Annotated in this window: 22 protein-coding genes; 12 read left to right on the plus strand and 10 right to left on the minus strand. The window is 57.4% G+C overall.

Going from position 1 to position 26,006, the window contains the following annotated elements:
• Positions 1-103: 103 nt before the first annotated feature.
• From GOW92_RS08195 to GOW92_RS08235, 9 genes are all read left to right on the plus strand, one after another.
• Positions 104-1,237 (plus strand): LLM class flavin-dependent oxidoreductase, encoded by a 1,134-nt coding sequence (locus GOW92_RS08195; RefSeq protein WP_170559719.1) that lies wholly within the window; start codon positions 104-106, stop codon positions 1,235-1,237.
• Positions 1,238-1,247: 10 nt separating this feature from the next.
• Positions 1,248-1,895, plus strand: a complete 648-nt coding sequence (gene ribB, locus GOW92_RS08200; protein ID WP_170559721.1) for a 3,4-dihydroxy-2-butanone-4-phosphate synthase — start codon at positions 1,248-1,250, stop codon at positions 1,893-1,895.
• Positions 1,896-1,943: 48 nt separating this feature from the next.
• Positions 1,944-2,321, plus strand: coding sequence for a nuclear transport factor 2 family protein (locus GOW92_RS08205; protein ID WP_170559723.1), 378 nt, complete (start codon positions 1,944-1,946; stop codon positions 2,319-2,321).
• A gap of 34 nt (positions 2,322-2,355) precedes the next feature.
• Entirely contained in the window at positions 2,356-3,744 is a 1,389-nt protein-coding gene (locus tag GOW92_RS08210) for an amidase family protein (RefSeq protein ID WP_170559724.1), read from the plus strand.
• Between the two features lie 39 nt (positions 3,745-3,783).
• Entirely contained in the window at positions 3,784-5,433 is a 1,650-nt protein-coding gene (locus GOW92_RS08215; RefSeq protein ID WP_170559725.1) for a long-chain-fatty-acid--CoA ligase, read from the plus strand.
• Positions 5,434-5,457: 24 nt separating this feature from the next.
• A complete protein-coding gene (locus GOW92_RS08220) occupies positions 5,458-6,639 on the plus strand; it encodes an acetyl-CoA C-acyltransferase (protein ID WP_170559726.1) in 1,182 nt (393 codons plus the stop codon).
• Positions 6,640-8,940 (plus strand): 3-hydroxyacyl-CoA dehydrogenase/enoyl-CoA hydratase family protein, encoded by a 2,301-nt coding sequence (locus GOW92_RS08225; RefSeq protein WP_170559727.1) that lies wholly within the window; start codon positions 6,640-6,642, stop codon positions 8,938-8,940.
• 12 nt (positions 8,941-8,952) lie between these two features.
• Positions 8,953-10,722, plus strand: a complete 1,770-nt coding sequence (locus tag GOW92_RS08230; protein WP_170559728.1) for an acyl-CoA dehydrogenase family protein — start codon at positions 8,953-8,955, stop codon at positions 10,720-10,722.
• Between the two features lie 596 nt (positions 10,723-11,318).
• Complete coding sequence (locus GOW92_RS08235; protein WP_170559729.1) at positions 11,319-12,488, plus strand: amidohydrolase family protein; 1,170 nt, start codon at positions 11,319-11,321, stop codon at positions 12,486-12,488.
• 269 nt (positions 12,489-12,757) lie between these two features.
• On the opposite strand, the gene GOW92_RS08240 is transcribed toward GOW92_RS08235, so the two are convergent.
• Genes GOW92_RS08240 through GOW92_RS08255 form a run of 4 tightly spaced genes read right to left on the minus strand, consistent with a single transcriptional unit; the run spans position 12,758 to position 17,817 of the window.
• Positions 12,758-13,906 carry an acetyl-CoA acetyltransferase gene (locus GOW92_RS08240; RefSeq protein ID WP_170559730.1) on the minus strand — a complete coding sequence of 383 codons (1,149 nt, stop codon included), beginning with the start codon at positions 13,904-13,906 and terminating at the stop codon, positions 12,758-12,760.
• Positions 13,907-13,917: 11 nt separating this feature from the next.
• The gene (locus tag GOW92_RS08245; protein ID WP_170559731.1) at positions 13,918-14,331 is read right to left on the minus strand and encodes a Zn-ribbon domain-containing OB-fold protein; all 414 of its coding nucleotides are present in this window, start codon (positions 14,329-14,331) and stop codon (positions 13,918-13,920) included.
• A gap of 16 nt (positions 14,332-14,347) precedes the next feature.
• Positions 14,348-15,976, minus strand: a complete 1,629-nt coding sequence (locus GOW92_RS08250) for an acyl-CoA dehydrogenase family protein (protein ID WP_170559732.1) — start codon at positions 15,974-15,976, stop codon at positions 14,348-14,350.
• Positions 15,973-17,817 (minus strand): feruloyl-CoA synthase, encoded by a 1,845-nt coding sequence (locus tag GOW92_RS08255; protein WP_170559735.1) that lies wholly within the window; start codon positions 17,815-17,817, stop codon positions 15,973-15,975. The genes GOW92_RS08250 and GOW92_RS08255 overlap by 4 nt, the downstream gene beginning before the upstream one ends.
• Before the next feature lie 208 nt (positions 17,818-18,025).
• On the opposite strand from GOW92_RS08255, the gene GOW92_RS08260 reads away from it, so the two are divergent.
• Positions 18,026-18,787: an SDR family NAD(P)-dependent oxidoreductase gene (locus GOW92_RS08260; RefSeq protein WP_170559737.1), complete on the plus strand. Its 762-nt coding sequence runs from the start codon at positions 18,026-18,028 to the stop codon at positions 18,785-18,787.
• A gap of 9 nt (positions 18,788-18,796) precedes the next feature.
• On the plus strand, positions 18,797-19,567 hold the full coding sequence (locus GOW92_RS08265) for a crotonase/enoyl-CoA hydratase family protein (protein WP_170559740.1): 771 nt from the start codon (positions 18,797-18,799) through the stop codon (positions 19,565-19,567).
• A gap of 77 nt (positions 19,568-19,644) precedes the next feature.
• Here GOW92_RS08265 and GOW92_RS08270 read toward each other — a convergent pair whose 3' ends face one another.
• Positions 19,645-20,451 (minus strand): ferredoxin--NADP reductase, encoded by an 807-nt coding sequence (locus tag GOW92_RS08270; RefSeq protein WP_170559741.1) that lies wholly within the window; start codon positions 20,449-20,451, stop codon positions 19,645-19,647.
• 9 nt (positions 20,452-20,460) lie between these two features.
• Positions 20,461-20,790, minus strand: a complete 330-nt coding sequence (gene fdxA, locus GOW92_RS08275) for a ferredoxin FdxA (protein WP_170559744.1) — start codon at positions 20,788-20,790, stop codon at positions 20,461-20,463.
• Between the two features lie 270 nt (positions 20,791-21,060).
• On the opposite strand from fdxA, the gene GOW92_RS08280 reads away from it, so the two are divergent.
• Positions 21,061-22,173, plus strand: a complete 1,113-nt coding sequence (locus tag GOW92_RS08280) for a CaiB/BaiF CoA transferase family protein (RefSeq protein WP_170559746.1) — start codon at positions 21,061-21,063, stop codon at positions 22,171-22,173.
• Here GOW92_RS08280 and GOW92_RS08285 read toward each other — a convergent pair.
• The 4 genes from GOW92_RS08285 to GOW92_RS08300 all read right to left on the minus strand — a co-directional run bounded on the left by GOW92_RS08285 (position 22,168) and on the right by GOW92_RS08300 (position 25,974).
• Positions 22,168-22,593, minus strand: a complete 426-nt coding sequence (locus GOW92_RS08285) for a MarR family winged helix-turn-helix transcriptional regulator (RefSeq protein ID WP_170559749.1) — start codon at positions 22,591-22,593, stop codon at positions 22,168-22,170. The genes GOW92_RS08280 and GOW92_RS08285 overlap by 6 nt on opposite strands.
• Before the next feature lie 72 nt (positions 22,594-22,665).
• The gene (locus GOW92_RS08290) at positions 22,666-23,367 is read right to left on the minus strand and encodes an ABC transporter ATP-binding protein (protein ID WP_170559752.1); all 702 of its coding nucleotides are present in this window, start codon (positions 23,365-23,367) and stop codon (positions 22,666-22,668) included.
• Positions 23,360-24,133, minus strand: coding sequence for an ABC transporter ATP-binding protein (locus tag GOW92_RS08295; protein ID WP_170559755.1), 774 nt, complete (start codon positions 24,131-24,133; stop codon positions 23,360-23,362). Before GOW92_RS08295 ends, GOW92_RS08290 begins: the two co-directional genes overlap by 8 nt.
• Positions 24,130-25,974 carry an ABC transporter permease gene (locus GOW92_RS08300; protein WP_170559758.1) on the minus strand — a complete coding sequence of 615 codons (1,845 nt, stop codon included), beginning with the start codon at positions 25,972-25,974 and terminating at the stop codon, positions 24,130-24,132. Before GOW92_RS08300 ends, GOW92_RS08295 begins: the two co-directional genes overlap by 4 nt.
• Positions 25,975-26,006 lie beyond the last annotated feature (32 nt).

The raw sequence follows: 26,006 nt of genomic DNA on the forward strand, positions 1-26,006 counted from the left end.
CAGCATCGTGGCGACGTCGGGAAACTCATTTCGGGGCTTGACGGAATTACTGGTCATATGGGAATGTTAGTGAACGTTCAGTAACACGCTGGGAGACGCCTGCATGAAGTTCAAGATTCTCGCCATTCCATTCGCACGCCAACATGGTGAGGACACTCAGCTTGCCGGACGTGATCCAGCGCGGTTTAACAAGATGATGCTCACCCTGCGTGATCAGATGGTTCTGGCCGAAGAGCTTGGGTATGATGGCTTCTGTCTGACCGAACATCACATGCAGGTCGAAGGCGTTGAATGCACCACGAACCCGCTGTTCTGGAATATGTACATCGCCCAGCACACCAAGAACTTCACGGTGGGTCAGTTGGGGATGAACCTGACCGCGATGAACCCAATCAAAACGGCTGAAGACATCGCAATGCTGGACCACATGACCGGCGGCCGCGTGTTCGCAGGTTTCTCGCGGGGGAACACGCCGCGCTGGACCGCAACCATGGGCCAGCATCTGGACATCACCTCGGCTGAATCCGACAAATCCGAGGCCGATCAGCGCAACCGCCGCGCGCTGTATGAAAACTGGCGCCTGATCAAGTCGCTATGGACCGACGACCTGACCGAACATCAGGGCGAGTTCTGGAACTTCCCGTCGAACGTCGAGTGGGAGTTCAACCCGACAAAGCTGTGGGGTGGTGACAGCCCGGTTGATGAAAACAAGATTCTGCGCAAGTCGGGCATCGTTCCGCGCCCGCTGCAGAAGCCACACCCGAAAGTGTACGCGCCGTTCTCCTACTCGATGGAAACCGCCAAGTTCTGGGCGTCGGAAGGGGCCAAGATGGTATCCTTCGTAACCGCCGATAAAGAAGAATTCATGCCGGTGATCCTTGAGAGCTGTCTGAAGGCCGCACATGAAAACGGGCTGCCGCAAACCACCAACAACGATGTTCTAGCACTGGGTGCGCATCTGATGATGGGCAAGACCCCAGCCAAGACCAAACAGTATCGCGAAATGTTCGATAACCTTTGGTTCTCGGCCTATGACGCGCCGCCGTATCACGTGCCGCTGGGTCGCGTCTGGGATGGTTCGCGCCAGCAGGTTCTGGATCAGGTCGGTGAACTGGCCGAGCGGTATCAGATCGAGGAATTCTTTGTCTGGCACCACGTGAATTACTTTGGCGATGAGATCGAGCAGGAAGCCCTGATCGAATTTGCCGAAGGCGTTATCAAACCTCTGAACGGATAAGGGGAAGACAATGTTTGACCTGCATGAGGTTTACCGGCTGTCGCCCATCGAGGAGATCATCGCGGATTGTGAACAAGGCCGCATGGTGATCCTTGTCGACGATGAAAGCCGCGAAAACGAAGGCGATCTGGTGATCCCGGCAGCCTGCGCGGATGCGGCCGCTGTGAACTTCATGGCAAGATATGGCCGGGGTCTGATCTGCATGGCTATTCCGCCCCATCGGGCGGAGCAGTTCAGCCTTAGGCCGATGACAGCGTTCAACACGGATCCGCATCATACGGCGTTCACCATTTCGGTAGACGCGAAAGAGGGAACCACCACCGGTATTTCCGCCAGCGATCGGGCGCGGACCATCGCGCTTTTGGCGTCCGATAGCGGTTGTTCGACAGATCTGATCTCACCCGGGCACATGTTTCCATTGGTGGCGCAACCGGATGGCGTTCTGCAGCGCGAAGGCCATACCGAGGCCGCAGTCGATCTGGCCCGTCTGTCCGGGCAGGGAGATTCCGGTGTGATCTGCGAGATAATGAATGATGAGGGTGAAATGGCGCGCCTGCCAGATCTGCTCGAGTTTGGAGCCCGACATGGCCTGAAGGTCGGCTCGATTGAAGACCTGAAAAGGTACCGTCGGGCTTTGCTTGCCGACAAGGCGGCCTGACGGCCAACGCCATCCGCGTTTCACGACACTCACGACCAAGGACATAGCATGACCGCATTCGCCGAGATTGAAACCCTTATGCAGGCGTACATCAAAAACCTGCATGACGGAGACATCAGCAAAACCGACCAAATGTTTCTGCCGGAGTGTGATCTTTGCTGTGCCAACGAGGATGGCAGTTATACCCACATGACGCTGAAGAAATACAAAGAGGTTATCGGCGGCCGCGAAAGCCCGAAATCCAAAGGATATCCGGTTTATGGCCATACAATCTCGATCGACCAATCAGGGCCGAACACGGCCTTTGTCAAGATCGACTGCGCAGTTCAGCCGCGATACTTCATCGACTACCTGTCGCTGGTGCGCACTGTCGAGGGCTGGAAGATTGCAGCCAAGGTCTACTACGTCCAGCGCACCGAAGACTGATCCCCCCTATCTGATCGAGCCAGTATTCCAACAAATGACGGCCCCTTATTCTCAACTTTCGGCGCGTGCCATGGTGCAGGCCTTTGCCCGGATGGAGCTTTCCCCGGTCGAGGTCACGCAGGCTGCGCTGGACCGTATCGAAGCGGTCAATCCCCAGATCAATGCGATTTACCATGTGGATGCCGAGCATGCGCTTGATGTAGCCAGAGCGTCGGAAAAGCGTTGGCACGACAACATTCCGTTGGGGCCGCTGGACGGCGTGCCAACAACAGTCAAAGACGCAATAGATTGTGTCGGTATGCCCGCCTATCGCGGATCGGCAGCAGGCGAAGTCGTGATCAGCACAACTGATCACCCGACCGTTGCGCGTATGCGCGAGGCCGGATCCGTGATCCTGGGCAAGAACACAATGTGCGACTATGGCATTCTTGCGGGTGGCGTGAGTTCAAAGCACGGCGTTACCCGCAATCCATGGGATGTGTCGCGCACGACGGGTGCATCGTCTTCGGGGGCGTCCGCGAGTGTTGCCGCGGGGATCGAGCCGGTTTCAATTGGCACCGATATAGTGGGATCGATCCGCCTTCCGGCCTCGTATTGCGGGTTAACCGCCCTGAAACCCAGCCAGGGACGGGTGCCCTACTATGTCTGCAACAGCCCGGCGATCACGGCAGGGCCATTGGCGCGCAATTTTGGCGATGTCGCGCTGCATATGAACGTGCTGACCGGTGAAGATCCGCGCGATTTCGCGGCTTTAGAGCGGGACGGCGTGAACTATGTCTCGCGTCTGACGCGGGGAGACAATAATGGCATGTCGGTTCTGGTTGTCCCCGAGCTTGGTCTGGGCGAACCGGTGGCTGAGGATGTGCAGGCGGCGCTGGAACGGACAGCGCAGGTTTTGCGAGATATGGGCGTTCGGATCTCTTATCTTGAAGCCGCGCCGTTCAGCCGTACAGATTGGGCCCCTACCGAAGCGTTCTACAAGATCCGAACTCTGTCCGAACTGATGCGTCGGCCCGAGACTGAGCAGGCAAAAACGACCTACATCCGGAACTGGACCAATGATGCACGCGCTTTATCTGCGGTCGAGCATCAGCGGAACTACGACCATACGCAGGCATTGCGTGAACGGGCGCTGGCGCTGATTGACGGTTATGATTTTGTCCTGCTGCCGTCGACCCCTGACACCGCTTTTGCTGCCGAACTGCCGGGGTCTGATCCCAAAAAACCGTTCGAAAGCTGGGCCAATACATTTCTCTTCAACCTGACCGAGCAACCCGCATCCAGCATCCCGGTCGGACTGGACCGAAACGGTCTGCCGATCGGTATTCAATTGGTCGGACGCCGCTTTGACGATCTGGGCGTCTTGCAGATGTCCTGGCAGATCGAACAGGACATCGGAGAAATGCCAACCGCACCTCTGTGACCGACACAGTTGCGCGGCAATACCCATTGGGAGTTACGAATGAGCACTGAAAAGACAACGCTAACCGGCCAGATCATGACGATGCCGCTGACTGTGACCAGCATCTTCCGTCACGGAATGGGTGCTCATCCCGAGGCTCAGATCGTTTGGCGCAATACGGACATGACCATTGACCGCTACACTTTTGCGGACATGGGTCGGCGGACACAACAACTGGCACATGCTTTGACCGAGCTGGGCGTGGGGCCGGGTGACCGTGTGTCGACGTTGGCCTGGAACAACAATCGCCATCTTGAATTGTACTATGCGTTGGCTTGCATCGGCGCGATCTGTCACACGATCAACCCGCGTCTGCATCCTGATCAGATCGCGTTCATCATCAATGACGCCGAAGATATGCATATGTTCTTCGACACGACTTTTTCGCCGCTGATTGATGCGGTCTCGGCTCGCTGCCCCAGCGTTCGCGGTTGGTACAGCCTGACCTGCCCGGATCAGGTGCCCCAGATGAGGACAACAGTCAGCGATTATGAATCCCTGATTGCGGGCAGGCCCGAGACCTATGATTGGCCTGACCTGGACGAAAATGCAGCCATGGCGCTGTGCTACACATCTGGCACAACCGGCAATCCCAAAGGTGTTCTGTATTCCCACCGTGGAACCGTGTTGCATGCTATGGGCGTGTCCGGCGGCGACTGGCTGGCGCTGAGTTCTCGCGACGCCACCTTGCCGGTGGTGCCCATGTTCCACGCCTGTGCCTGGGGAATTCCTTATGCGGCCGTGATGAACGGCACCAAGCTGGTTATGCCGGGACCGGGGATGGACCCGGCCTCTCTTCTGGAACTAATGGACGATGAAGAGGTCTCGATTATCTCGGGTGTGCCGACTGTCTGGCTGGCCTTGTTTGAATACTTGGATCAGCAGGGCACCACTTTGAAAACGGTCAAACGCGCGATGATGGGGGGATCGGCCGCGCCGCTGTCCCTGATCGAGCAAATCGAGAAAGGGCACGGGATCGACGTTGTGCATGGTTGGGGCATGACCGAATTGAGCCCCGTCGGCACGCTTTCGGTGCCCAAATGGGGCGAGGATAAACTGCCGATCGATGACCGCCTCGCACTGAAGACCAAACAGGGGCGCGCGCTTTATGGCGTCGAGATGCGTATCGTCAATGACGAAGGCGAGCGGCTGCCACATGACGGTGTTGCCTCTGGCATGTTGCAGGTGCGCGGCCATTGGGTTGCTGAAAGCTATTGGGGTGGGGCCGGTGCCGATGCCTTTACCGCAGACGGCTGGTTCATCACCGGTGATGTCGCGGCGATCGACCCCAAGGGCTATCTGCGTCTGACGGATCGGACCAAGGATGTCGTCAAATCGGGCGGCGAATGGATTTCGTCGATTGATCTTGAAAACATCGCCATGAGCCACCCGGACATTCTGGAAGCCGCCTGTATCGCCGCCAAGCACCGAAAATGGGATGAACGCCCGTTAATCGTTGCGGTCAAGCGTGAGGGATCGGATGTTCGCCGCGAGGATGTTCTGGCGCTCTATGACGGTCAAATTGCCAAGTGGTGGACACCCGACGATGTGGTGTTCCAGGCCGAGCTTCCGCACACCGCGACTGGCAAGGTCTCGAAGCTGCACCTGCGTGAGCAATTCGCGAACTACAAGCTTCCAACAGACAACTAATTTCTGCCTTCAAGGATCAAAACCATGCGTTCTGCCGTTATCGTCTCGACCGCCCGTACAGCCATTGGCAAAGCCTTCCGCGGTGCCTTCAATGACACGCACCCCGCCGTCTATGGTGGCTACGCCGTTTCCGAGGCAGTTAAACGCGCCGGTGTTGATCCGTCCGAGATCGAAGATGTGATCATTGGTAACGCCGTGCCGGAAGGGGCGAATGGCGGAAATCTGGGCCGCCAGGTTGCCATGCGCGCCGGCCTGCCCGTCACCGCGTCGGGCCAGACGATCAATCGGTTCTGCTCGTCGGGCCTTGAGGCTTTGACACGCGCCTGTTCACGGGTCATGGTCGACGGCTGTGACATGGTTGTCGGCGGTGGTGCCGAGAGCATCTCGCTGGTGATGGGGCGCGACAACACCTATCGACTGAAAGAGGGCTGGATCGACCAAAACATCCCCGGTTTCTATGATCCGATGATCCAGACCGCTGATACCGTTGCCGACCGCTACGGTATCAGCCGCGAGGCGCAGGACGCGTTTGCCCTGCAGTCGCAACAGCGCACTGCCGCGGCGCAAGAGGCGGGCAAGTTCGATGACGAGATCGTTCCGATCACCGTCACCAAAGCGAACAAGAACAAGGAAACCGGCGAGATCACCTATGAAGAGGTCACGCTGGCTCAGGATGAATGCAACCGCCCGTCGACCACGCTGGAAAGCTTGCAGGCTCTGGCTCCGGTCATGGGTGAGGACAAATGGATCACGGCCGGGAACGCCTCGCAGCTGTCCGACGGTGGCTCGGCGCAGGTCGTGATGGAAGAAAAGCTGGCCGAAAAGCGGGGACTGGAACCGCTGGGTCGTTATGTGGGCTATGTCGTTGCAGGCTGCGAACCCGATGAGATGGGTATTGGCCCGGTGTTTGCAGTGCCGAAATTGCTGGAACGCAATGGCCTCAAGATGGACGATATAGGCCTGTGGGAACTGAACGAGGCGTTTGCGTCACAGGCCCTGTATTGCCGTGACAAACTTGGTATCCCGAATGAAATCTTGAACGTCGATGGCGGCGCGATTTCCGTGGGCCACCCCTATGGCATGTCGGGCACTCGCATGGTCGGCCACGCGCTGATCGAGGGCAAGAAACGCGGCGCGAAGTATGTTGTCGCCACCATGTGTATTGGCGGCGGCATGGGCGCGGCTGGCCTGTTTGAGGTCCTGTAAATGAGCGAGATTAACAAAGTCGCAGTTATCGGCTCGGGCGTTATGGGCGCGGGTATCGCCGCGCATTTCGCCAATGCCGGCGCGCAGGTGGTTCTGCTGGATATTGTGCCCGAAGGGGCAGAGGATCGTTCTGCGCTGGCCAAGGGCGCCATCGCACGTATGACCAAGGGCCTCACTCCGCAACTGGCTGATCCCGCTTACGCGGGGCGGCTAACAGCTGGCAATCTGGACGATGATCTGGATCAGCTTTCGACGTGCGATTGGGTGGTCGAAGTTGTGTTGGAGGATGTCGGGGTCAAACGTGAGCTCTATTCCAAAATCGCACCGAATTTGCGCGATGACGCTATCCTGAGCTCGAATACCTCGACAATACCGCTGGCAGATCTGGTGGCTGATTTGGATGAAGGGTTGGGCAGACGATTTATTATCACCCATTTCTTCAACCCACCGCGATATATGCGCCTTCTTGAGCTCGTGACGGGTCCCGACACCGATCCGTCGGTTGCGGAACGCGCACGTGCCTATAGTGATGAACGACTGGGCAAAACCGTTGTGCCCTGCAACGACCGCCCTGGATTTATCGCCAACCGTCTGGGCGGACTGTGGATGAACGCTGCTGTCCGAGAGGCCGTCGCGCGTGGTATCGCGGTTGAAGAGGCCGACGCCGTTCTGTCGCGCCCCTTCGGTGTTCCCGGAACTGGGATTTTTGGTCTGTTCGACCTGGTAGGCATCGACCTGATGGGCAAGTCGCGCCTGTCGATGCGGTCGCTGCTTGAGGCCGACGATCCGCAACAGATCCACACCGAGGGTGTCGATACGTTCGATCGGATGGCGGCAAAAGGTTATGTCGGGCGTAAAGGTGATGGATCGGGGTTTTATCGCCGGTCCAGAGACGTGGCGGGAAAGACCGTTGCCCAAGCCATCGACCTTACCACGCTGGAGTACCGCCCTCGAACCAAGGCGCCGGAACTGGCGAAGACTTTTGGAATTGATTTCATCGACCAAAAGGGTGACCGGCTGGCTGACTACGCCTGGGCCGTTATGAGTGCGACCCTTTCCTATGCTGCCTATTGCGTGCCTGAAATCACCGGCAGCCCGGCGGCCGTCGATGCGGGGATGGAGTTGGGATACAACTGGCGCATGGGCCCGTTCCGCCTGATGGATAAGATCGGCGTAGCCAAGATTGTTGCCCGTCTTGCTGAAGAAGGTCAGGACGTACCGCCCTTGCTGGCATTGGCGGCGGAACGTGGCGGCTTCTATTCGGGGCAGGGCCGGGATCGCAAAGTTCTGCTGCCCTTAGGTCAACAGGCGGATGTACCGCGCGGACCCGGAGTGATCTTTGCGTCGGACCTCACGGATGATCCGGTTTTCTCCACCGAAGCCGTTGCCCTGCGTGACATGGGCGATGGTGTCGCGCTGCTGACGATCACCGCTCCCAATGCGGCCCTGGACGATCAGGTCATGACCGGCGTCGGTGATGTGCTGGAAATTGTCGGGCGTGATTTCAGTGCGATGGTCATCGGTTCGGACGGCAATCACTTTTCGGTTGGTGCCAACCTTAAAAAGGCGTTGGACCGCGCAGATGCCGGAGAGCTGGCTCTGGTCGAAGGGCAACTTGCCATCGGTCAGGCTACGATGCGCAAGATCAAATACGCGCCGTTTCCTGTTATCTCGGCTGCCTGCGGACTGGCCCTGGGTGGTGGATGTGAAATCCTGATGCATTCAGATCGGGTCGTGGCCGCGCTGGAAAGCAACATCGGATTGGTCGAGGCCAATGTGGGTCTGTTGCCCGCCTGGGGTGGAACCACGGCCCTGTTGCTGCGCAAGACAGCGGAATTGGGCGATCCGGTAAAAGGGGCCGAAGCTGCATTTGATGTCATCTCGAAGGCGCTGATGGTGGGGTCTGCCCCCATGGCGCAACATGCCGGCTATCTGCGTACAGGCGATGGTGTGGTGATGAACCGGGACCGGTTGTTGGCGGACGCGAAATCGGCCGCCTTGGAACTGGTCAATGGCTATGCCGCTCCGGCCAAGGCCGAAATCGCGCTGGACGCTGCTGCGATCAACGCTGCGCTGGAACCAAAGCTGGCCGCTTTGGCCGAAGCGACGGCAGATGCGCCCTATACGGTCGAGATCGCTCGTGAAACGGCGCATGTTCTGGCTGGTGGCGATGGTGGCACGCTGGATGAAGAAGCGCTGCATAAGCTGGAAGCCGAGGGCATGATGCGTCTGATCCGCCAGGACAAGACGATCGAGCGGATGCGCCACACTATGACCACTGGCAAACCGCTGAAAAATTAAGGGAAGCGCAGAATGGATTATCAACTTCCCCAACGGGATATCGCGTTTCTGCTGGATGAGGTGCTGGACCTCGACAGAACTCTGGCGCTGCCGGGCTACGAGCATTGCGACAAGGACACGTTCTTTGCCGTTGTAGATGCGATCAATGGTTTCGTGCGCGATAATCTCGCCACCTGCAACGAGGCCGGCGACAACCCCGGCGCTCGGCTGGTAGATGGCCAGGTCTATGCCGCCCCCGGGTTTGGCGACGCTTACAAAGTGTTCTGCGAAGACGGCTGGAATGCGTTGGCGCTGGAGGAAGAGTATGGCGGTCAGCAACTGCCCTTTGTCCTGCACGCAGCCCTGCGCGAAGGCATGGCCGGAACCAATCTGGCGTTCGCGTTGATCCACGAGTTGAATTTCGGCGTTGTTGAGGCCTTGATGGCCTATGGTTCGGACGAGCAGAAGATCGTTTATTGCCAACAACTAACCAGCGGCAATTGGGCCGGGACCATGAACCTAACCGAGCCGCATTGCGGCACCGACCTTGGTCTGATCCGCACCAAGGCCGTCCGCAATGATGACGGGTATTATGCCATCACCGGCAACAAGATCTTCATCACCTGGGGCGATCACGACATGTCGGAAAATGTCGCCCACCTGATCCTTGCACGGGTCGAAGGGGCCCAGCCTGGCCCAAGTGGGCTGTCGCTGTTTCTGGCGCCGAAATACATGCTGGATGCAGACCACAACACAACGAACGAGCAAAACACGATCACCATTGCCAGGATCGAGAACAAGATGGGTATCCACGGATCACCCACCTGCGCCATTTCCTTCGAGGGCACTAAAGCCTGGCTTGTCGGCGAAGAGGGCAAGGGTCTGGCCGCGATGTTCGTGATGATGAACGCCGCGCGCCTGTCCGTTGGCCTGCAAGGGTTGGGCGTGGCTGAAGCTGCAGTTCAGACTGCGACATCATATGCCCACGAACGCCTTCAGGGACGCGCGGACAGGGAACCTATGAACCCGATGGGTCCGGCTGATCCGCTGATTGCCCATGCGGATGTGCGTCGCCGGTTGCTTACCGCGCAGGGCGAACTGGATGCTGCCCGTGCGATGGCCTACTATAGCGCTGGTCTGTTGGACGCGGCGCATCGCGCCAATACGCCTGAACAGCGCAAAGAGGCGGATGCGCGTCTGTCGCTGCTGACTCCGGTGGTTAAATCCTATCTGTCTGACATGGGATCCCGCATGGCAAATGAGGCTGTGCAGATGCATGGTGGGCACGGTTTCATTAAGGATTATGGGGTCGAGCAATTGGTGCGCGACGTTCGGATTACTGCGATCTACGAGGGGACAAACGCCGTTCAGGCCCGCGATTTGGTCATGCGCAAAGTGCGCGGCGACAATGGTGCCGTGGTCAAGGGACTGATCGCCGACATGCTGGACGAGGCGGGTCACCTGGGTGAAGACCTTTCGGATGTCGAAAGTAACCTGCGCGATGCGGCATCCCGACTTGGGCGTACGACTGACTGGGTCCTGAGCACCGCGCAAGGCGACGTGCTCTCTGGCGCGTGCGACTATCTGGAAATTGTGGCGCTGAGCGTATCGGCTTGGATGTCGGCCCGGATTGCGCGTGCGGCCAAGGTTGCCGGTGGGTCACAATCGCCAGAATACTATGCAGATCGGATAGATGCTGCGCGCGCCTTCATGTCACGGGCATTGCCACGTGCTGTCAGTCACGAAATGATCATGCAGGCCGGCGAACCCGGCGTTGTATTCCGAGCCAATCGCTGTTTGTAACTCCTCCTTCTTTACAGGCAGCGGTACTAAAGGGCGTTCTGGAAACAGAGCGCCCTTTTTGCATTATATATGAATCAAACAATATTCAGCTTAGGAGTTCGAAATTAGCGTTTACTTATCGAACATTGAACACGGGTAATGCCTTGAAAACGCAACTCTTGTTCAACCTTATACACACTCAAAGTGCGAAGCCGCACTGTTGCCAGGCTTGGACCCGGATCGAGACTCCAACTAATCCGCTTTTTGGAAAAAACACACTGCTGCTAGTCCCAAGAACCTGATGGGTAGGCAGGTATGCAAGGCGCTGCCGGAGCGCCAACCGAAGCGTGGGCCGAACAAAACAATCGCGACTTCGAAAATCTGTTTAACTTTGCCAATAACGCACCCCGTATCATGTGCCGACGAGGTTTGTCTGGAAAGACAACGTGAAACAGACAACGCTTGACGCCGACCAGAAGGTCTTGACACAAGCACTCTAATATCGCTTGTATACTAATGAAAATCGACAAGGAAAGCCTGACAGCCGAGCGGCTTGTTGGTGCGACTTCCTTGGCTCGGATTTGGACCATGATTTGACACGCCAAATGGGGGATCAGATGGCTGACGCACCAAAAGACACGCCGGAAAAGGGTCGCACACTCATCCGGAACATCAGTTTGCTTCTGACGGGTGATCTGGATGCGCCTATTGCCGACAGCGATTGCCTTCTCATTGAGGATGGCGTGATTGTGGGTTTTGAGGGTGGCGATGCGGATCGCATCATTGATGCCTCTGGCTGTGCGGTCGCGCCGGGTCTGATTGATGGGCATTGCCACCCGGTATTCGGCGATTGGACCCCACGCCAAAGTCAGCTTGGCTGGATTGAAATGAATGTGAACGGTGGCGTCACAAGCTTTATCTCGGCGGGCGAAGTTCACCTGCCCGGCCGCCCCAAGGACGCCGAAGGCGTCAAGGCGTTGGCGATGGTGGCGCAACGTTGTTATTCGAACTTCCGGCCTGCCGGTGCCAAGGTTCTGGCGGGCGCGCCCGTGCCGGAACTTGATTTTGACCGCAATTTCTACGCCGAAATCAAAACGGCTGGAATTCGGCATATCGGAGAGATTGGTCTCGGAACCGTGGCAAAAGGCCCGGACGCTGCACGCGTTACCGGTTGGTGTCGGGAATTGGGAATTGAGACCATCATGCACACTGGTGGCCCTTCGATCGCAGGCTCTCATGATGTGCGTGCTGCTGACGTGCTTGAGGCGCAACCGGATGTGGTCAGCCATATCAATGGCGGCCCGACGTCAATTTCCCAGGATGAAATCCGAGAGCTCTGCCGTCACGCAAAAGGTGCACTTGAAGCCGTACATAACGGTAATGAAAAATCCGTAATCGTAACGCTGGAGGGGGCGCTGGCCGAAGACCGTTTGGCCGATTTCCTGATCGGAACCGACGCACCGGCAGGATCGGGTGTGCAGCCGAACGGAATGCTGCGCATGGCAACTCTGCTGGCCAGTTTTGGCGGATTGCCTGCCGAACAAGCGTGGTGCTGCGGAACCGGGAACGTGGCAAAAAGACGGGATCTGGCGCAGGGAATCGTCGCGCCCGGCCGACCAGCCGATCTGGTGTTCATGGATCGTCCCGACGGATCGGTTGGCAAGAATGTTTTGGAAGCCATGGCAGTGGGCAACATCCCCGGAGTTGGGGCCGTTATGATTGATGGCAAGATGCGTACCGGACGCTCGCGTTCCACCCCACCTGCGGCGCGTGTACCGATTGCTTAGAAACCCAACAACGTAGGCTAGTAGTTTGACCGACCATCTAAACGGTGGTCGGCCTTTTGGGCAATCTGTAGATACGATTTTGGAGTGATTGAATCTATCGGTACCTGACACTTGCGGAGGATTCCTCTTGGGCAGGCGGCGCTCAAACGCGGCGATATGTACGGCGGGTTCGACCGGTGTCTACACCAAGCATTTGAAGCCCGTCTGACAAACGGTTTTCTGCACTTTAAGTGTTGGGGTGGGGGCACAAATGCCCCCTTTTTGTTTGCTTAAAGCGACGCTTCGCTCCCCAGAATGGTTGTGAATTCGTTCGAGAACGTACCGCCATTTCCATGCGCAATTGCGATGTTCACATTGTCGATCTGCCGGTCTCCGCCATCGCCCCGGATTTGGGTTGCTGCCTCGATCAGGCAGAACAAGCCATACATGCCGGGGTGCACGCAGCTTAGCCCGCCGCCATTGGTGTTCACCGGCAGCGAGCCGCCTGGCGCGATGTTGCCATCGGCCACAAATGCCCCGGCCTCGCCCTTTTTCACAAAGCCCATATCTTCGAGGAACAGCAGCGTGTTGATGGTAAAGGCGTCATAAAGCTCGACCACGTCCACATCCTTGGTGGTGACACCGGCCATCTCGAACGCACGTTTCGAACTTTCGGCCGCACAGGTGGTGGTCAGGGTCGCAGCCTGACTGATCTCGCGATGGGAAATGGCATTGCCGCCACCCAGGAAATAGGCAGGCTTTTCCTGATAATCCTTTGCGCGGTCGGCTGAGGTCACGATGATCGCGGCACCGCCATCCGACATCAGGCAGCAATCCAGAACGGCCAGTGGATCGGCAACCATGGGCGAGTTCAGATACTCCTCCATCGTCAGGTCATCCTGCATTGTCGCGTCGGGGTTCAGCTGGGCCCATTTCCGGGCCGAGATGGCGACATGACCGAAATGCTCTTTGGGCACGTTGAATTCGTGCATATAGCGTTGCGCGGTAAAGGCATAACCCGGGACCGGGACCATTGGCTCATAGGCGCGTTCCCATTGGGGGGTTTCAATCAACCCGTTGAGGTCACGTGCAGATTTCGCGTTTGATCCGTAGCAGATCAAAACATTCTTACACAGGCCTGCTTGAATCGCCATGGTGGCCTCGACCAGATAGGACATGAAGGACGAGCCACCCACCATGTCCGAATTCGCCCATGTCGGTTTTATGCCCAAATACTCGGCAATCGAAAGGGTCGGAAAGAAGTGGTAGAATGTGCCGCCACAAACGCCGTCGATTTCGGACAAATCCATGCCAGCATCGGCCAGCGCGTTTTGCGTTGCCTTGGCGATCAGTTCCATAGGTGAGGTGTTTGGCGTTTTGCCAAGACCCCAATAGCCTTTGCCGACGATTGCGGATTTGCCGCGAAGTGCATGTGCCATGTTTGAATTCCCTATTCCGCGGGCTTGAAGAACACGGCGGCTTCGCCGGATTTTGCGTTGGGGCCGAAATCGGGGGTCATCACCACGGCCTGTACTTTCATGCCAATGGTGATCGCTTCGTTGTCCACGTCCAAAATGCGGCTGAACATGCGTGGGCCTTCATCCAGATCAATCAGCACGTTGTTGATGTCACCGCCATACTTTGCAGCGCGCCGGATAATGGTCGAGGCAAAGACGGTGCCGCGGCCCGAGGCTTCGACCCATTCCAGATCGTCTGCTCCGGTGGTGGGGGAGAGGGCCCGTGGGTAGAAATTGTACTCGCCCGTGGTTTTTGAACGCTGGATCAGGAATTTGCCAGCAGCAAGACCGGAACGGAATGCCGCGTCGGCCTGAGGGCTGGCTTTGGGAAGCGAAAGGTCAGTCATGTGTCGTCCTTGATTTTCACGCGGCAAAGATCGCCGCAGAATGCGTAGGTTCTGGATTGAGGATAAGATGCCGCAGCAACCCGGCTTCAGGCAGGATGCGCGCCCGGACGTGGGCTGCGGCTGCGCGCAACAATTCGGGTTCCGGGGCCTCATCCGCGGCAGCTTCGAGATCGGCCCAGACGCGACCGAAATAAACCAGGCCGGTCAGGCGCATGTAATCTGTGGCAGATGGTCCGATGTCGGCGCTTGCCTGCATGGCCTTGGTGGCCGCCTTCCAGGCGTCGATGGCGTCTGCCAGTTCCAGGGAGGTTGGCCCCTCTGCTACCAATTCGACAAATGCATTTGCCGCCGCGCCATCGTTTGCCCGAATTGCGCGGCGGGCCACTCCGGTGGCCAGAACACCATTGGTGCCTTCGTAGATGGCCATGATGCGGCTGTCGCGCATGATCTGTTCAACCCGGTATTCCTTGCAGAACCCGTAGCCACCGTGGATTTGCACCGCCTGGCTTGAGGCCGCATTGACCGCATCGGTTGCAAACGCCTTGCAGGTCGGCGTCAGGATATCCAGCAGGCCCTGATCTGCACCCAGATCCATGTCCACAAAGGTACGATACGCCATGGCCCGGCAGCCCAGCGTATAGGCGTAAATATCCAGCAGCATACGCTGCACATCGCCGTGTTCAGTGATCAGCGCGGTGCCCTGGGGCGTGGTGCCCTGACGTCGACCGGCGGCGTGGGTCCGAGCCCGCTGAAACGCGACATCCATCTGACCAACGGCTTGGAGGGTCACGTCCAGACGTTCGGCATTCATCATGGTGAACATGGTGGCCAGTCCTTGACCTTCCTTGCCCAGCAATTCAGCCTGTGCGCAATCGAATGCCATCTGACAGGTGGGTGAGCCGTGCATGCCCATCTTTTCTTCGATGCGGACCGTTTGAACCGTGTTGCGTGTTCCGTTCGGTAACACTGCGGGGCAGGCAAACAGGCTTAGCCCACGCACGCCGGGCGCGGCATCCGGTGTCCGCGCGAGCACAAGATGCAACACATTGTCGGTGTAATCGTGGTCGCCGCCCGAAATAAAGATCTTGTTTCCGCTGAGCGTGTAACCATTACCCTCAGGTGTCGCCGTGGTCTTGATCCGGCCCAGATCTGACCCCGCATCCGGTTCGGTCAGACACATGGAGGCCATCCATTCACCCGATACCAGCGGCGGTAGCAGCCGTGCCTTTTGGTCTTCATTGCCGGAAGCACTTACGGTTCGGATGCACCCCTGCGCCAGGCTCAGTACCATCTCATAGGAAATACAGGCGCCAGCCAGCATGTCTGCCAGAACGGCACCCAGAATGTGTGGCAACTCCTGTCCGCCAAACTCTTCTGGTGCGCAAAGGCCCGTCCAACCCGCTTCGGCATAGCGCTTATAGGCGGTGACCATTTCAGGTGGCATCCGCACACGGCCATTTTCCAGCCGCGCGCCTTGCTCCTCGCCGATCATGTCCAGAGGCGCAATCTCGGTGTTGATGAAACGGCCTAGGGCGGAAATTAGGGCCTCGGCCAGATCGTCGCTCCAATCCGGCAAACGCTCAGGTCGGCTGGTGTGCTTGAGGACAAAGGCAATCTCAGCCTCTGAAGCGGTGTAGTCGATCATGAGGCACCCTTTCCTGGCACGATCACATCCTCGCTTTCGTCATAGAGCGCGACGACCGCATCGGCCCGCAGCTCCAGTGCAAGGCGTTGATTGATGTACCCTTTGTCGGTGATTTCGTTCTTTTGAACCGACGGGGCATCACGTTCGACGCGAACACGTTTCACGCGTGTGGCGCTGCCGGTTTGTCTGGCGTTGTACGCGACCAACCGCTCGGAAATAAACGCGCGCACAGCAGGATCGTCGGCATAACTTGCCAAAGTGTCATTGCGTCCGGTAAGGGCTTTGCACTCATCTGCATTGAGGAACAGTAGCGCGCCAATTTCGGTCCGGTCATGGCCGGTAATGACCGCATCAGACGCAATCGGGCTAAGCGCTTGCAGTAAGGCAACACGTAGGTTGCCCACGGCGACCCAGGTGCCCGTCATCAGTTTGAAGTTTTCCGAGATGCGGCCATCAAAAACGATGCCCTGCGATGGATCATCGGGATCCTGCAGCCGTCCCGCATCGCCTGTCAGGAAGTACCCTTCGTCATCAAATGCCTCAATGGCTTTTTCGGGGTTGTTCAGATAGCCTGTTGTCACATGCGGCCCACGCACGCGCATCTCCAGCTTGCCGCCGTTGGGCAGGAACTTGAGTTCGGACCCCGGCCCGGGCACGCCGATAACGTCCGCCTTGTCGATTGGGAAATGCACACAGGTGGCCATCATCGCCTCGGTCAGGCCCCAGGCGCTGACAAACGGGATATTTTCGCCGCGTTCCTGAACGCCCAATTGTTCCAGGCCTTCCCAAAGATGGTCCGGTAGCCCGGCACCTGAGAAAAAGATCAGATCAAGCCGTTTGAAAAAGGCGCTGCGAAAGGCAGTGTCTTCGCGCAGGACCGGCAACAGCATGTCAAAACCGCGCGGGACGTTGAAAAACAGGGTGGGTGAGACATCGCGCACGTTGCGAATTGTCTTTTCAATTTCTCCCGGCACGGGTTTGCCATCATCGACATAAAAGCTGCCGCCGTTGCGCAGCATCATGTTGAAGTTGAAGTTGCCGCCGAACGTATGGTTCCAAGGCAACCAATCTACCACGACAGGCGGGGCGCTTTCCAGAAACGGCCAGATCTGGGCTACGGCTTCTTGCGTCGCCAGCATCATGCGCTGCGAGACGATCACTCCCTTGGGCAATCCGGTCGAGCCGGAGGTGAAAAGGATCTTGGCCAACGTGTCGTGATCGATCGCTGCCCGCGCTTGGGCAACCTGTTCACCAGCTATGAATTCAAGGGCGTGGTCAAACGTTAGCGCGCCATTGTCCGACAGCTGTTCGATGTCTTCCGAGGCGAGGTATTCGAAAGCCCGGGCAAAGTCTTTGGCATCATCCGCATAGGCCATTCCGGGGTTGGTGGTCCGAATGATATGGCGAAGTTTGGTCAACGACTCGTCGAACAGAGAATACGGAACGGATACCGGCACCACCGGAATGCCTACGTGCATAGCGGCCAGCATCAGTAGGCCATGCCGGACCGAATTGCCGGACAGGATCAACAGCGGGCGATCTTTGCCCAAGCCCTTGCTGAGAAGAAATGCAGCCAGTGAGCGGGTTTGAGCCAAAGCTTCGGAATAGGTGACGTTAATCCATTCACCGTCCCGCCCGCGTTCGGCCAGAAACAGGCGATCAGGAGTTTCTTCGGCCCAGCGTTCCAAATATTCGGAAACACATTGTACATCCATATTCAGCGGGTAGGGGCTGCGCAGGACAAAGGCGCCGTCACCCAGGTCTTCACGTAACACCTGTGAAGGCGCGAATTTTTCGAGATACACCAAGCCGTTTTCTTTTTGTCGGGCTGAAATGCTCATTTTTCCTCTCCCTGCCATCGGGTCGCGCTGGGCGCGGCATGATGCATCATTTGAAAATCAAGCTATCTAAAAGTTTGTTAGTATGCAAATGTATTATTGATCGTTCACTAATTGGCGATTCAATGGGTATGATGCAACAGGAAATCGTTCAAGACAGGAGCTTGATTTCGTTGCGTCATGGCTTTCGAAGCGTACAGGGAGATTTGAATTGAGAATCGAAAACGCATCCGCAATCGTGACTGGCGGTGCTTCAGGGCTGGGGTTTGCGACGGCCGAATATCTTGCATCCTGCGGGGCGAAAGTGGCCTTGTTTGACTTGCCCGGCGATAAGCTGGACGAGGCGGCAGAGAAACTGGGGGTCATAGCCGCGCCCTGCGACATCACCAATGAGGAACAGGTCACAGCGGCGCTGGACACGGCGATTGCCGCCAATGGTTTGCCCCGCGTTATCGTCAATTGCGCCGGCGTTACGCATGGCGAGCGGATCGTTGGGCGCAACGGCCCGGCCGCGCTGGGCGGGTTCGCCCGAACCGTACAGATCAACTTGATCGGTACCTTCAACGTTATGCGTCTGGCGGCCGAGCGGATTATGCAAAACGACCCGCTTGAGGATAACGAGCGCGGGATCATCATCAACGCCGCTTCAGCTGCTGCTTTTGAAGGGCAGGTCGGGCAGGCGGCCTACTCCGCTTCGAAAGGTGGCGTCGCGAGCCTGACCCTGCCGGCAGCGCGCGAGTTCGCGCGTTCAGGTATTCGGGTGATGGCGATTGCGCCGGGTATATTCTCGACGCCAATGATGGATTTGCTGCCGCAAGAGGTTCAGGACAGCCTGGGCGCCAAGGTACCTTTCCCGGCGCGCCTTGGAAAGCCGGCTGAATTTGCGCGCTTGGCTGCGCACATGATCGAGAACACCATGCTGAACGGCGAGTGCGTTCGCCTGGACGGTGCGATCCGTCTTGAACCCAAGTAGGTCTTTGCAATGGAATACACACATATCACCTCAGAAACAGACGGCCCAGTCGGTATCCTAACCATGGACCGACCCGCCAAGTTCAATGCGATCAATCACGGTCTGCTGTTCGACATCGAGCATTATTTCGATACCCTTCCCGATGAGATCGGCGCCGTGGTGATCCGCAGTTCCGGCGAGCATTTCTGCGCCGGGCTGGACCTGTTAGAACATTCGATGCGCGACGCGGCCGGGGCCATGCATGAATGCCGCCTATGGCACCGGATTTTCGACAAGATCGAATACGGCCGGGTTCCGGTTGTTGCCGCATTGAACGGCGGTGTGCTGGGCGGCGGGATGGAACTGGCCATGACCGCTCATATCCGGGTTTCGCAACAGGACACATTCTATGAACTGCCAGAAGGACGGCGCGCGATCTTTGTAGGCGGCGGCGCCACCGTACGTGTTGGCCGGATCATTGGGGCCAGCCGGATGATGGAGATGATGCTGACCGGTCGCCGATACGGTTCGGACGAAGGGCTGCAGCTCGGGCTCGCACATTATGTTGAGCCGGACGGAACCGTGTTCGATAAGGCGATGGAGCTTGCCCGGCGTGTGACCGAGAATGCGCCTTTGTCCAACTACATGATGATGCAGGCGATCACGCGCATTAACGATATGTCGGCCAGTGATGGCTTATTTACTGAAAGCCTGGCTGCCGCGATTGCCCAATCCTCACCCGAAGCCCGGGCCGGAATGGAGGCGTTTCTGAACAAGACGGGAAAGCGGGACAATCAGTAAGCCCCGAGACACGCGGGATCCGGTGTGAGAGCATTTCACCGGATCCCGGTGTCGGGCCGGGGCAGAGCCCCGGTTGGTCAATCGACAAAGGCGCGTTCGACCACAAAAGTTGCAGGTTTGTTATTCGCGCCTTCTTCCAGCCCGAACCCCTCCAGTGCGGCCTTGGTATCCTGCAGCATCGCCATCGAGCCGCAGATCATCCCCCGATCCGTTTCAGGTGAGATTGGCGACAGGCCCAGATCGTCGAACACTTTGCCGGATGCCATCAGATCGGTGATCCGGCCTGTGAACGGATAATCCTCACGCGTTAGGGTGCAATAGTGCCGCAAATTCTGCGCCATCTCGCCGACCAGCGGATCTGATCTGAGCGCGGCGACAAGTTCCTTGCCATAGTCCAGCTCGCCCTGTTCTCGGCAGGTGTGCGTTAGGATCACTTCGTCGAACTTCTCATAAGTTTCAGGGTCGCGGATCAGCGATGCAAAAGGCGCAATGCCGGTTCCGGTCGAGAACATCCACAGCCGTTTACCCGGCAATAGCGCATCATTGACCAATGTGCCGGTGGGCTTTTTGCGCATCAAAATCGTGTCGCCTTCGCGGATTTTCTGCAGGTGTTCAGTCAGCGGGCCGCCGGGCACCTTGATCGAATAGAACTCGATCTCTTCGTCCCAGTTGGGGGATGCAATGGAATAGGCACGGAACACGGGTTTTTCCGCATTTGGCAGGCCAATCATCACAAACTCACCGGAGCGAAACCGGAAAGATGCTGGGCGGGTGATGCGGAATTTGAACAACCGGTCGGTGTAGTGCTTCACCTCGGTCACGGTTTCGGCGAACACGCCCGCGGGAACTGGGAATTCGGCCTTGGTCGTAGAATCCAGCGACATCTTGATCTCCTATTCTGCTGGGGCTTCGGAGAAAAGCGCCAGCTTCCCCTCTTTGCCGTTCCAGTCGTCTGCGTCGGGCATTGGGTCTTTCTTTTCGGTGATGACAGGCCAGGCTTCCGCGAATTTTCCGTTTAGCTCGACCCATACCTCCATCCCGTCTTCTGTGTCGGGGCGGATTGCGTCGGCTGGGCATTCCGGTTCACACACACCGCAGTCGATGCATTCGTCGGGATGGATGACCAGCGTATTCTCGCCCTCGTAGAAGCAATCCACAGGGCAAACTTCCACACAATCAGTGAATTTGCAGTTGATGCAGTTATCGGTGACGACGTAAGTCATAGGGCTGCCTAATTGTTAGTATACAAATGAGTATTGTGAGAATTACCTGCCTGTCAATACGTTTCTGTGCAAAGGAAGTCTTCCCGGGGTGGGACTCTTGACCGGAAAGAGAAAAAAATTAGTATACTAACAAAAAAGAGCGCTTTTGCAGGGTGGTGTGGCAGGCAAGCCGTTTGTCATGACGTCGGGCTCATCCTGTAGGGCAAGACATCGGATTCGGTCCTGGAAGCAACCTGGCTGATCGTAATAGAATTTTGAAAGGTTCAGGCCATGAGCACCCCCTTGCACGGATTGAAAGTGATCGAGTTGGCCCGCATTCTGGCCGGGCCGTGGATCGGGCAGACACTGGCTGATCTGGGAGCAGATGTACTAAAGGTCGAAAGCCCCGAGGGGGATGATACACGCAAATGGGGCCCTCCGTTCATCGAGCGCGACGGCGACAGGACGGCTGCCTATTTCCACGCGGCCAATCGGGGCAAAGACAGTATCGCGCTGGATTTCCGGGATGAGGTTGACCGGGCGAAGCTGTTGGATCTGATCCGCGATGCGGATGTGCTGATTGAAAACTTCAAGGTCGGCGGGTTGAAGAAATTCGGTTTGGATTATGACAGCGTGAAGCAGGTCAATCCCCGGCTGGTCTATGCGTCTGTCACTGGCTTCGGTCAGGATGGCCCTTATGCCCATCGCGCGGGTTACGATTTTCTGATCCAGGGCATGAGCGGGATCATGGACCTGACGGGCGACCCGGAAGGCGAGCCGCAAAAGATCGGAGTGGCTTTTGCCGACATATTCACAGGCCTGTATGGCGTGATCGGCATTCAGGCCGCGCTTGCCGAACGAGAGCGATCGGGGCAGGGGCAGCACGTAGATTTGAGCTTGCTGGACTGCATGACGGGCGTTCTGGCCAATCAGGCGATGAACTATCTGGCTTCGGGCAAGTGCCCAACACGGTTGGGCAATGCCCATCCCAACATCGTCCCTTACCAAGTGTTTCCGGTGGCAGATGGGCATATCATCATTGCCTGCGGAAACGACCGGCAATATGCAAGCCTGTGCGAAATACTCGGCCTGTCCGGTCTGATCGACGATGCACGGTTCAAATCCAATGCGGATCGCGTGGAAAATCGCGCCGCATTGACAGATCTGCTGACGAATTCATGTCGGAAATGGAATAAGGCAGATTTTTTGGCGGCACTTGAACAGCGCGGTGTGCCGGGCGGTCCGATCAACTCTGTCCACGAGGCGCTGAGCGACCCGCAGTTTCAGCATCGCGAGATGCAGATCAGCCCGGAAGGTGTGCCTGGTTTACGCACTCCGATCCGGTTCTCCCGATCTGAATTGCGGTTGGACAAGGCGTCGGCCAAACGGCCTGTGAAATCATGAGATTTTTCGTAGAATACGGATCAGGTTTCGCCGTTCGGCCGCCGTTAACGGCTTGAGCGTTTCGTTAGTGATTTGTTGGCCGACCTCTTTCATCTGCGCGACCATCGCCTCGCCTTCCGGGGATAGCGAAATCAACGTGCGCCGTTTGTCGTCCGGATCGGGTTCGACAACCGTCAATCCTTTTTGGCGCAGGCGATCAACGACCCCTTTGATTGTCGCAACATCCATCGCCGCCAGCCGCCCCAACCGGTTTTGAGAACACTTGCCCAAATCGGCAATGCGGATCAGGGCGGCAAACTGCGTGGGCGTCAGGCCTTCCAAAGTGTGCGATTGGAATATCGCTGCGTGGCGTTGGTTGGCCAACCGCAGCAAATAGCCGACCTGCTCGTCAAGCGCATAGCTTTCAATGGATTCCGTCATGACGGCCCCTGCCTGATTCATTTGTTTGTACTACAATAAACAAAGGCCAGTCCCTCCCACAAGGTCAAGGTATTAGACAGCAAGATAGGTGTTTGAAATTTCTGGATTTTCGTCGAGATCAGCAAAGCTGCCCTCGAACCGCATTTCGCCTTTTTCGATGATGTACGCTCTGTCCGACACGATCCGCGCAAAGTGCAGGTTCTGTTCGCTGATCAGCACCGACAACCCTTCTCGTTTCAGCTCCGCAATCACGCGTGCCATTTGTTCGACAATAACCGGCGCGATCCCTTCTGATGGTTCGTCCAATAGGACAAGTTTGGGATTGCCCATCAACGTGCGGGCGATGGTTAGCATTTGCTGTTCACCGCCCGAGAGTTGCTTGCCCAGATTCTTGCGGCGTTCGGCCAAATTGGGAAACAACTCGAACAGATGTTTCAGAGTCCATTCGGGCGCATCCGGGCGCGGTTCGCGGCGCCCAACTTCGAGGTTTTCTTCTATGGTCAGGTCGCCGAAAATCCGACGGTCTTCGGGGACGTAGCCCAACCCAAGGCGGCAGATGGCATGAGGGGTCTGTCTCTGAATCTCGTTCTCGGCATAGCGGATGGTGCCATCAATGTGGCGCACCAATCCCATGATAGATTTCATTGTGGTTGATTTACCGGCACCATTTCGGCCCATCAGCGCAACCACTTCGTTTTCGCCGACGTTCAGCGAAACACCATTTAGAATTTGTGCACGACCGTACCACGCGCCAAGGTTCATGACATCAAGCATGGCTGTTCTCCGCTTCAAAGACCGTGCCGCCGCCTAGATAGACCTCTTGGACCAGCGGGTTGGTGCGGATTTCAGATCCTGTGCCCTCGGCGATCAATTCGCCACGGTTCAGGACCAAGATTCGATGGGCATGGGCAAAAACGACGTCCATGTCATGTTCGGTAAACACCACGCTGACGCCACCCTTGGCCACGATTTCAGCTGTCAATGCCATCAGGGCAAGCCGTTCGGACGGCGCCATGCCTGCGGTTGGTTCATCCATCAAAAGAAGGGCAGGGTCGTGGGCCAGCGCAATCGCCAGTTCCAGGCGTTTCAGGTCGCCATAGGCCAGTTCCGAGCAAGCCCGGCCGGCCTGATCCTGCATCGAGACCAGCTCTAGTAAGGCCATCGCCTCATCCGCGTATAGCCGCGTGGCCCGTGAAAACAGGTCGAACACCCGGCGGTGATGCGAGATCAACGCCATCTGGACGTTTTCTACGACAGTCATAGATAGAAACGTCGCTGTAATCTGAAACGTACGGCCAACGCCCATACGCCAAATCTTGCGCGGAGGATGGCCGATCAAAGCCTTGCCACGTAATGATACCGAGCCGGTATTGGGTTTCAAATAGCCGTTCAGCATGTTGAAGCAAGTCGTCTTTCCGGCGCCGTTAGGGCCGATGAGAGCAAGAAACTCGCCCTCCTTCAGGTCAAAATTGACATCCTTGACTGCGTGTACGCCGCCGAAGGATTTGGACAGATTGCGAACCTCGAGAACGTTGGTCATGCCCGACCGCCTTTCAGACCACGCAGCAGCCGTTGAATACCGCCCGCAATTCCATCTGGCGCCAGTAGAACAACGATCAGAATGATGGCTCCGAAAATAAAGCGCCAGTAATCCAGTCGCGTGACCCAATCTTCAATCAGGACAAAGGCGCCGGCCCCGAGGACTGGACCCGCTAACGCGTGAATGCCACCAAGCAGAACCATGATCAGACCGTCGATACTCAACCCGATGCTGAGGCTGTCGGGAAAGACGCTGCCTTTCGAGAACGCAAAGACGACCCCGGCCAAACCGGCAAAGCTGCCAGCCAGCACAAAGCCCATCCATTGATGGAACCGGGTGTCGATGCCGATCGACTCCGCCCGGGTCTGGCTGTCGCGAATACCGCGCAGGATATAGCCGAACGGAGAAAAGGCCACGCGGCGCAAAGCCCATATTCCGCCGATACAAAGAACGAACGCGATGTAGAAGTAGACATTGTCAGAGCTGGCCCATTTGGCAGGCCACACGCCAAGTATTCCGTCATCACCGCCGGTGAATTCCTGCCACTGGAACGTGACTCCCCATAGAATCTGGGCCGCCGCCAAGGTCAACATTGCAAGGTAAACGCCAGATAGTCGAACGCAGAACCAACCGAAGAACAGCGCCGCAATGGCCGCGCAAACCGGACCGAAGAGCATTGCCGAGATCATGCCCAGCCCAAGCAGTTTGACCGCCATCGCAGCGCCATAAGCGCCAACGCCGAAGTAAGCAGCGTGCCCGAAGCTGACCATGCCGCCGACCCCCATCATGAAGTGCAGCGACACGGCAAATAGGGTTGCGACCATCACATCGACCATTAGGACAGAGGTAAAGTCAGCAGTGAACAAGGGGCTAAGTGCCAGAACCAATAACGCTGCCATCAGAACCATTGCCGATTTCTGATCCATCAGCGCCAATGGTTGATCCGGCTCCTCCGGCGCGCCTTTTTCGCTGCCTGGTTTGCCAAACAACCCATGGGGGCGGAAGATCAGGACAATCGCCATGATGATGAAGGGCAGTACAATTGAGATTTGTGGGAAGATCAGGATCGCAAACGCGTTCAGGACCGAGATCAGAACCGCCGCAACAAACGCGCCGGACACGCTGCCCATGCCGCCGATGACAACCACGACGAAGGCTTCACCAATAATAGACAAGTCCATTTGTAGTGATACCGCCTCGCGTGGGATTTGCAGCGCACCTCCCAGCCCTGCCAGGAACGAGCCCAACACGAAGGCGGCGGAAAACAACCAGGCCTGATTGACGCCAAGTGCCCCGACCATCTCTCGGTCTTGGGTCGCGGCACGCACCAGAACGCCCCAGCGGGTTTTGTGAAACAAGAGCCAGATAGCTAGCAAAACAACCGGCCCGATGGCAATTAGGGCAAGGTCGTATTCGGGAATTGGTTCGCCCATGATCCGGACCGCACTATCTAACCCCGGCGCGCGCGGGCCCAGCAAGTCTTCAGCGCCCCAGATTGCCAGCGTGGCATCCTGAAAGATCAGTACGACGCCGAATGTCGCCACCAACTGGAACAACTCAGGCGCATGGTAAATTCGGCGCAGGATGGTGAGTTCGATGATAAGGCCGATCATTCCAACGATCATGGCTGCCAGAATAACGCTGACCCAGAAACCAAGGATGCTGCCGCTCCAGAGAGTGACAAGCGTGTAAGCGAGGTAAGCGCCGATCATGTAGAAAGAACCATGCGCAAAGTTCACAATCCGGGTAACGCCAAAGATGATCGAAAGCCCGGATGCGATAAGAAAAAGCGACGAAGCGTTCGCCAACCCAGTCAGAAGCTGCGCAAAATAGAACCCCATCGTGCCACCGTCCCTTGTTTGAGTTCTTATAG

This window comes from Ruegeria atlantica (assembly GCF_013032505.1).
GTDB lineage: Bacteria > Pseudomonadota > Alphaproteobacteria > Rhodobacterales > Rhodobacteraceae > Ruegeria > Ruegeria atlantica_F.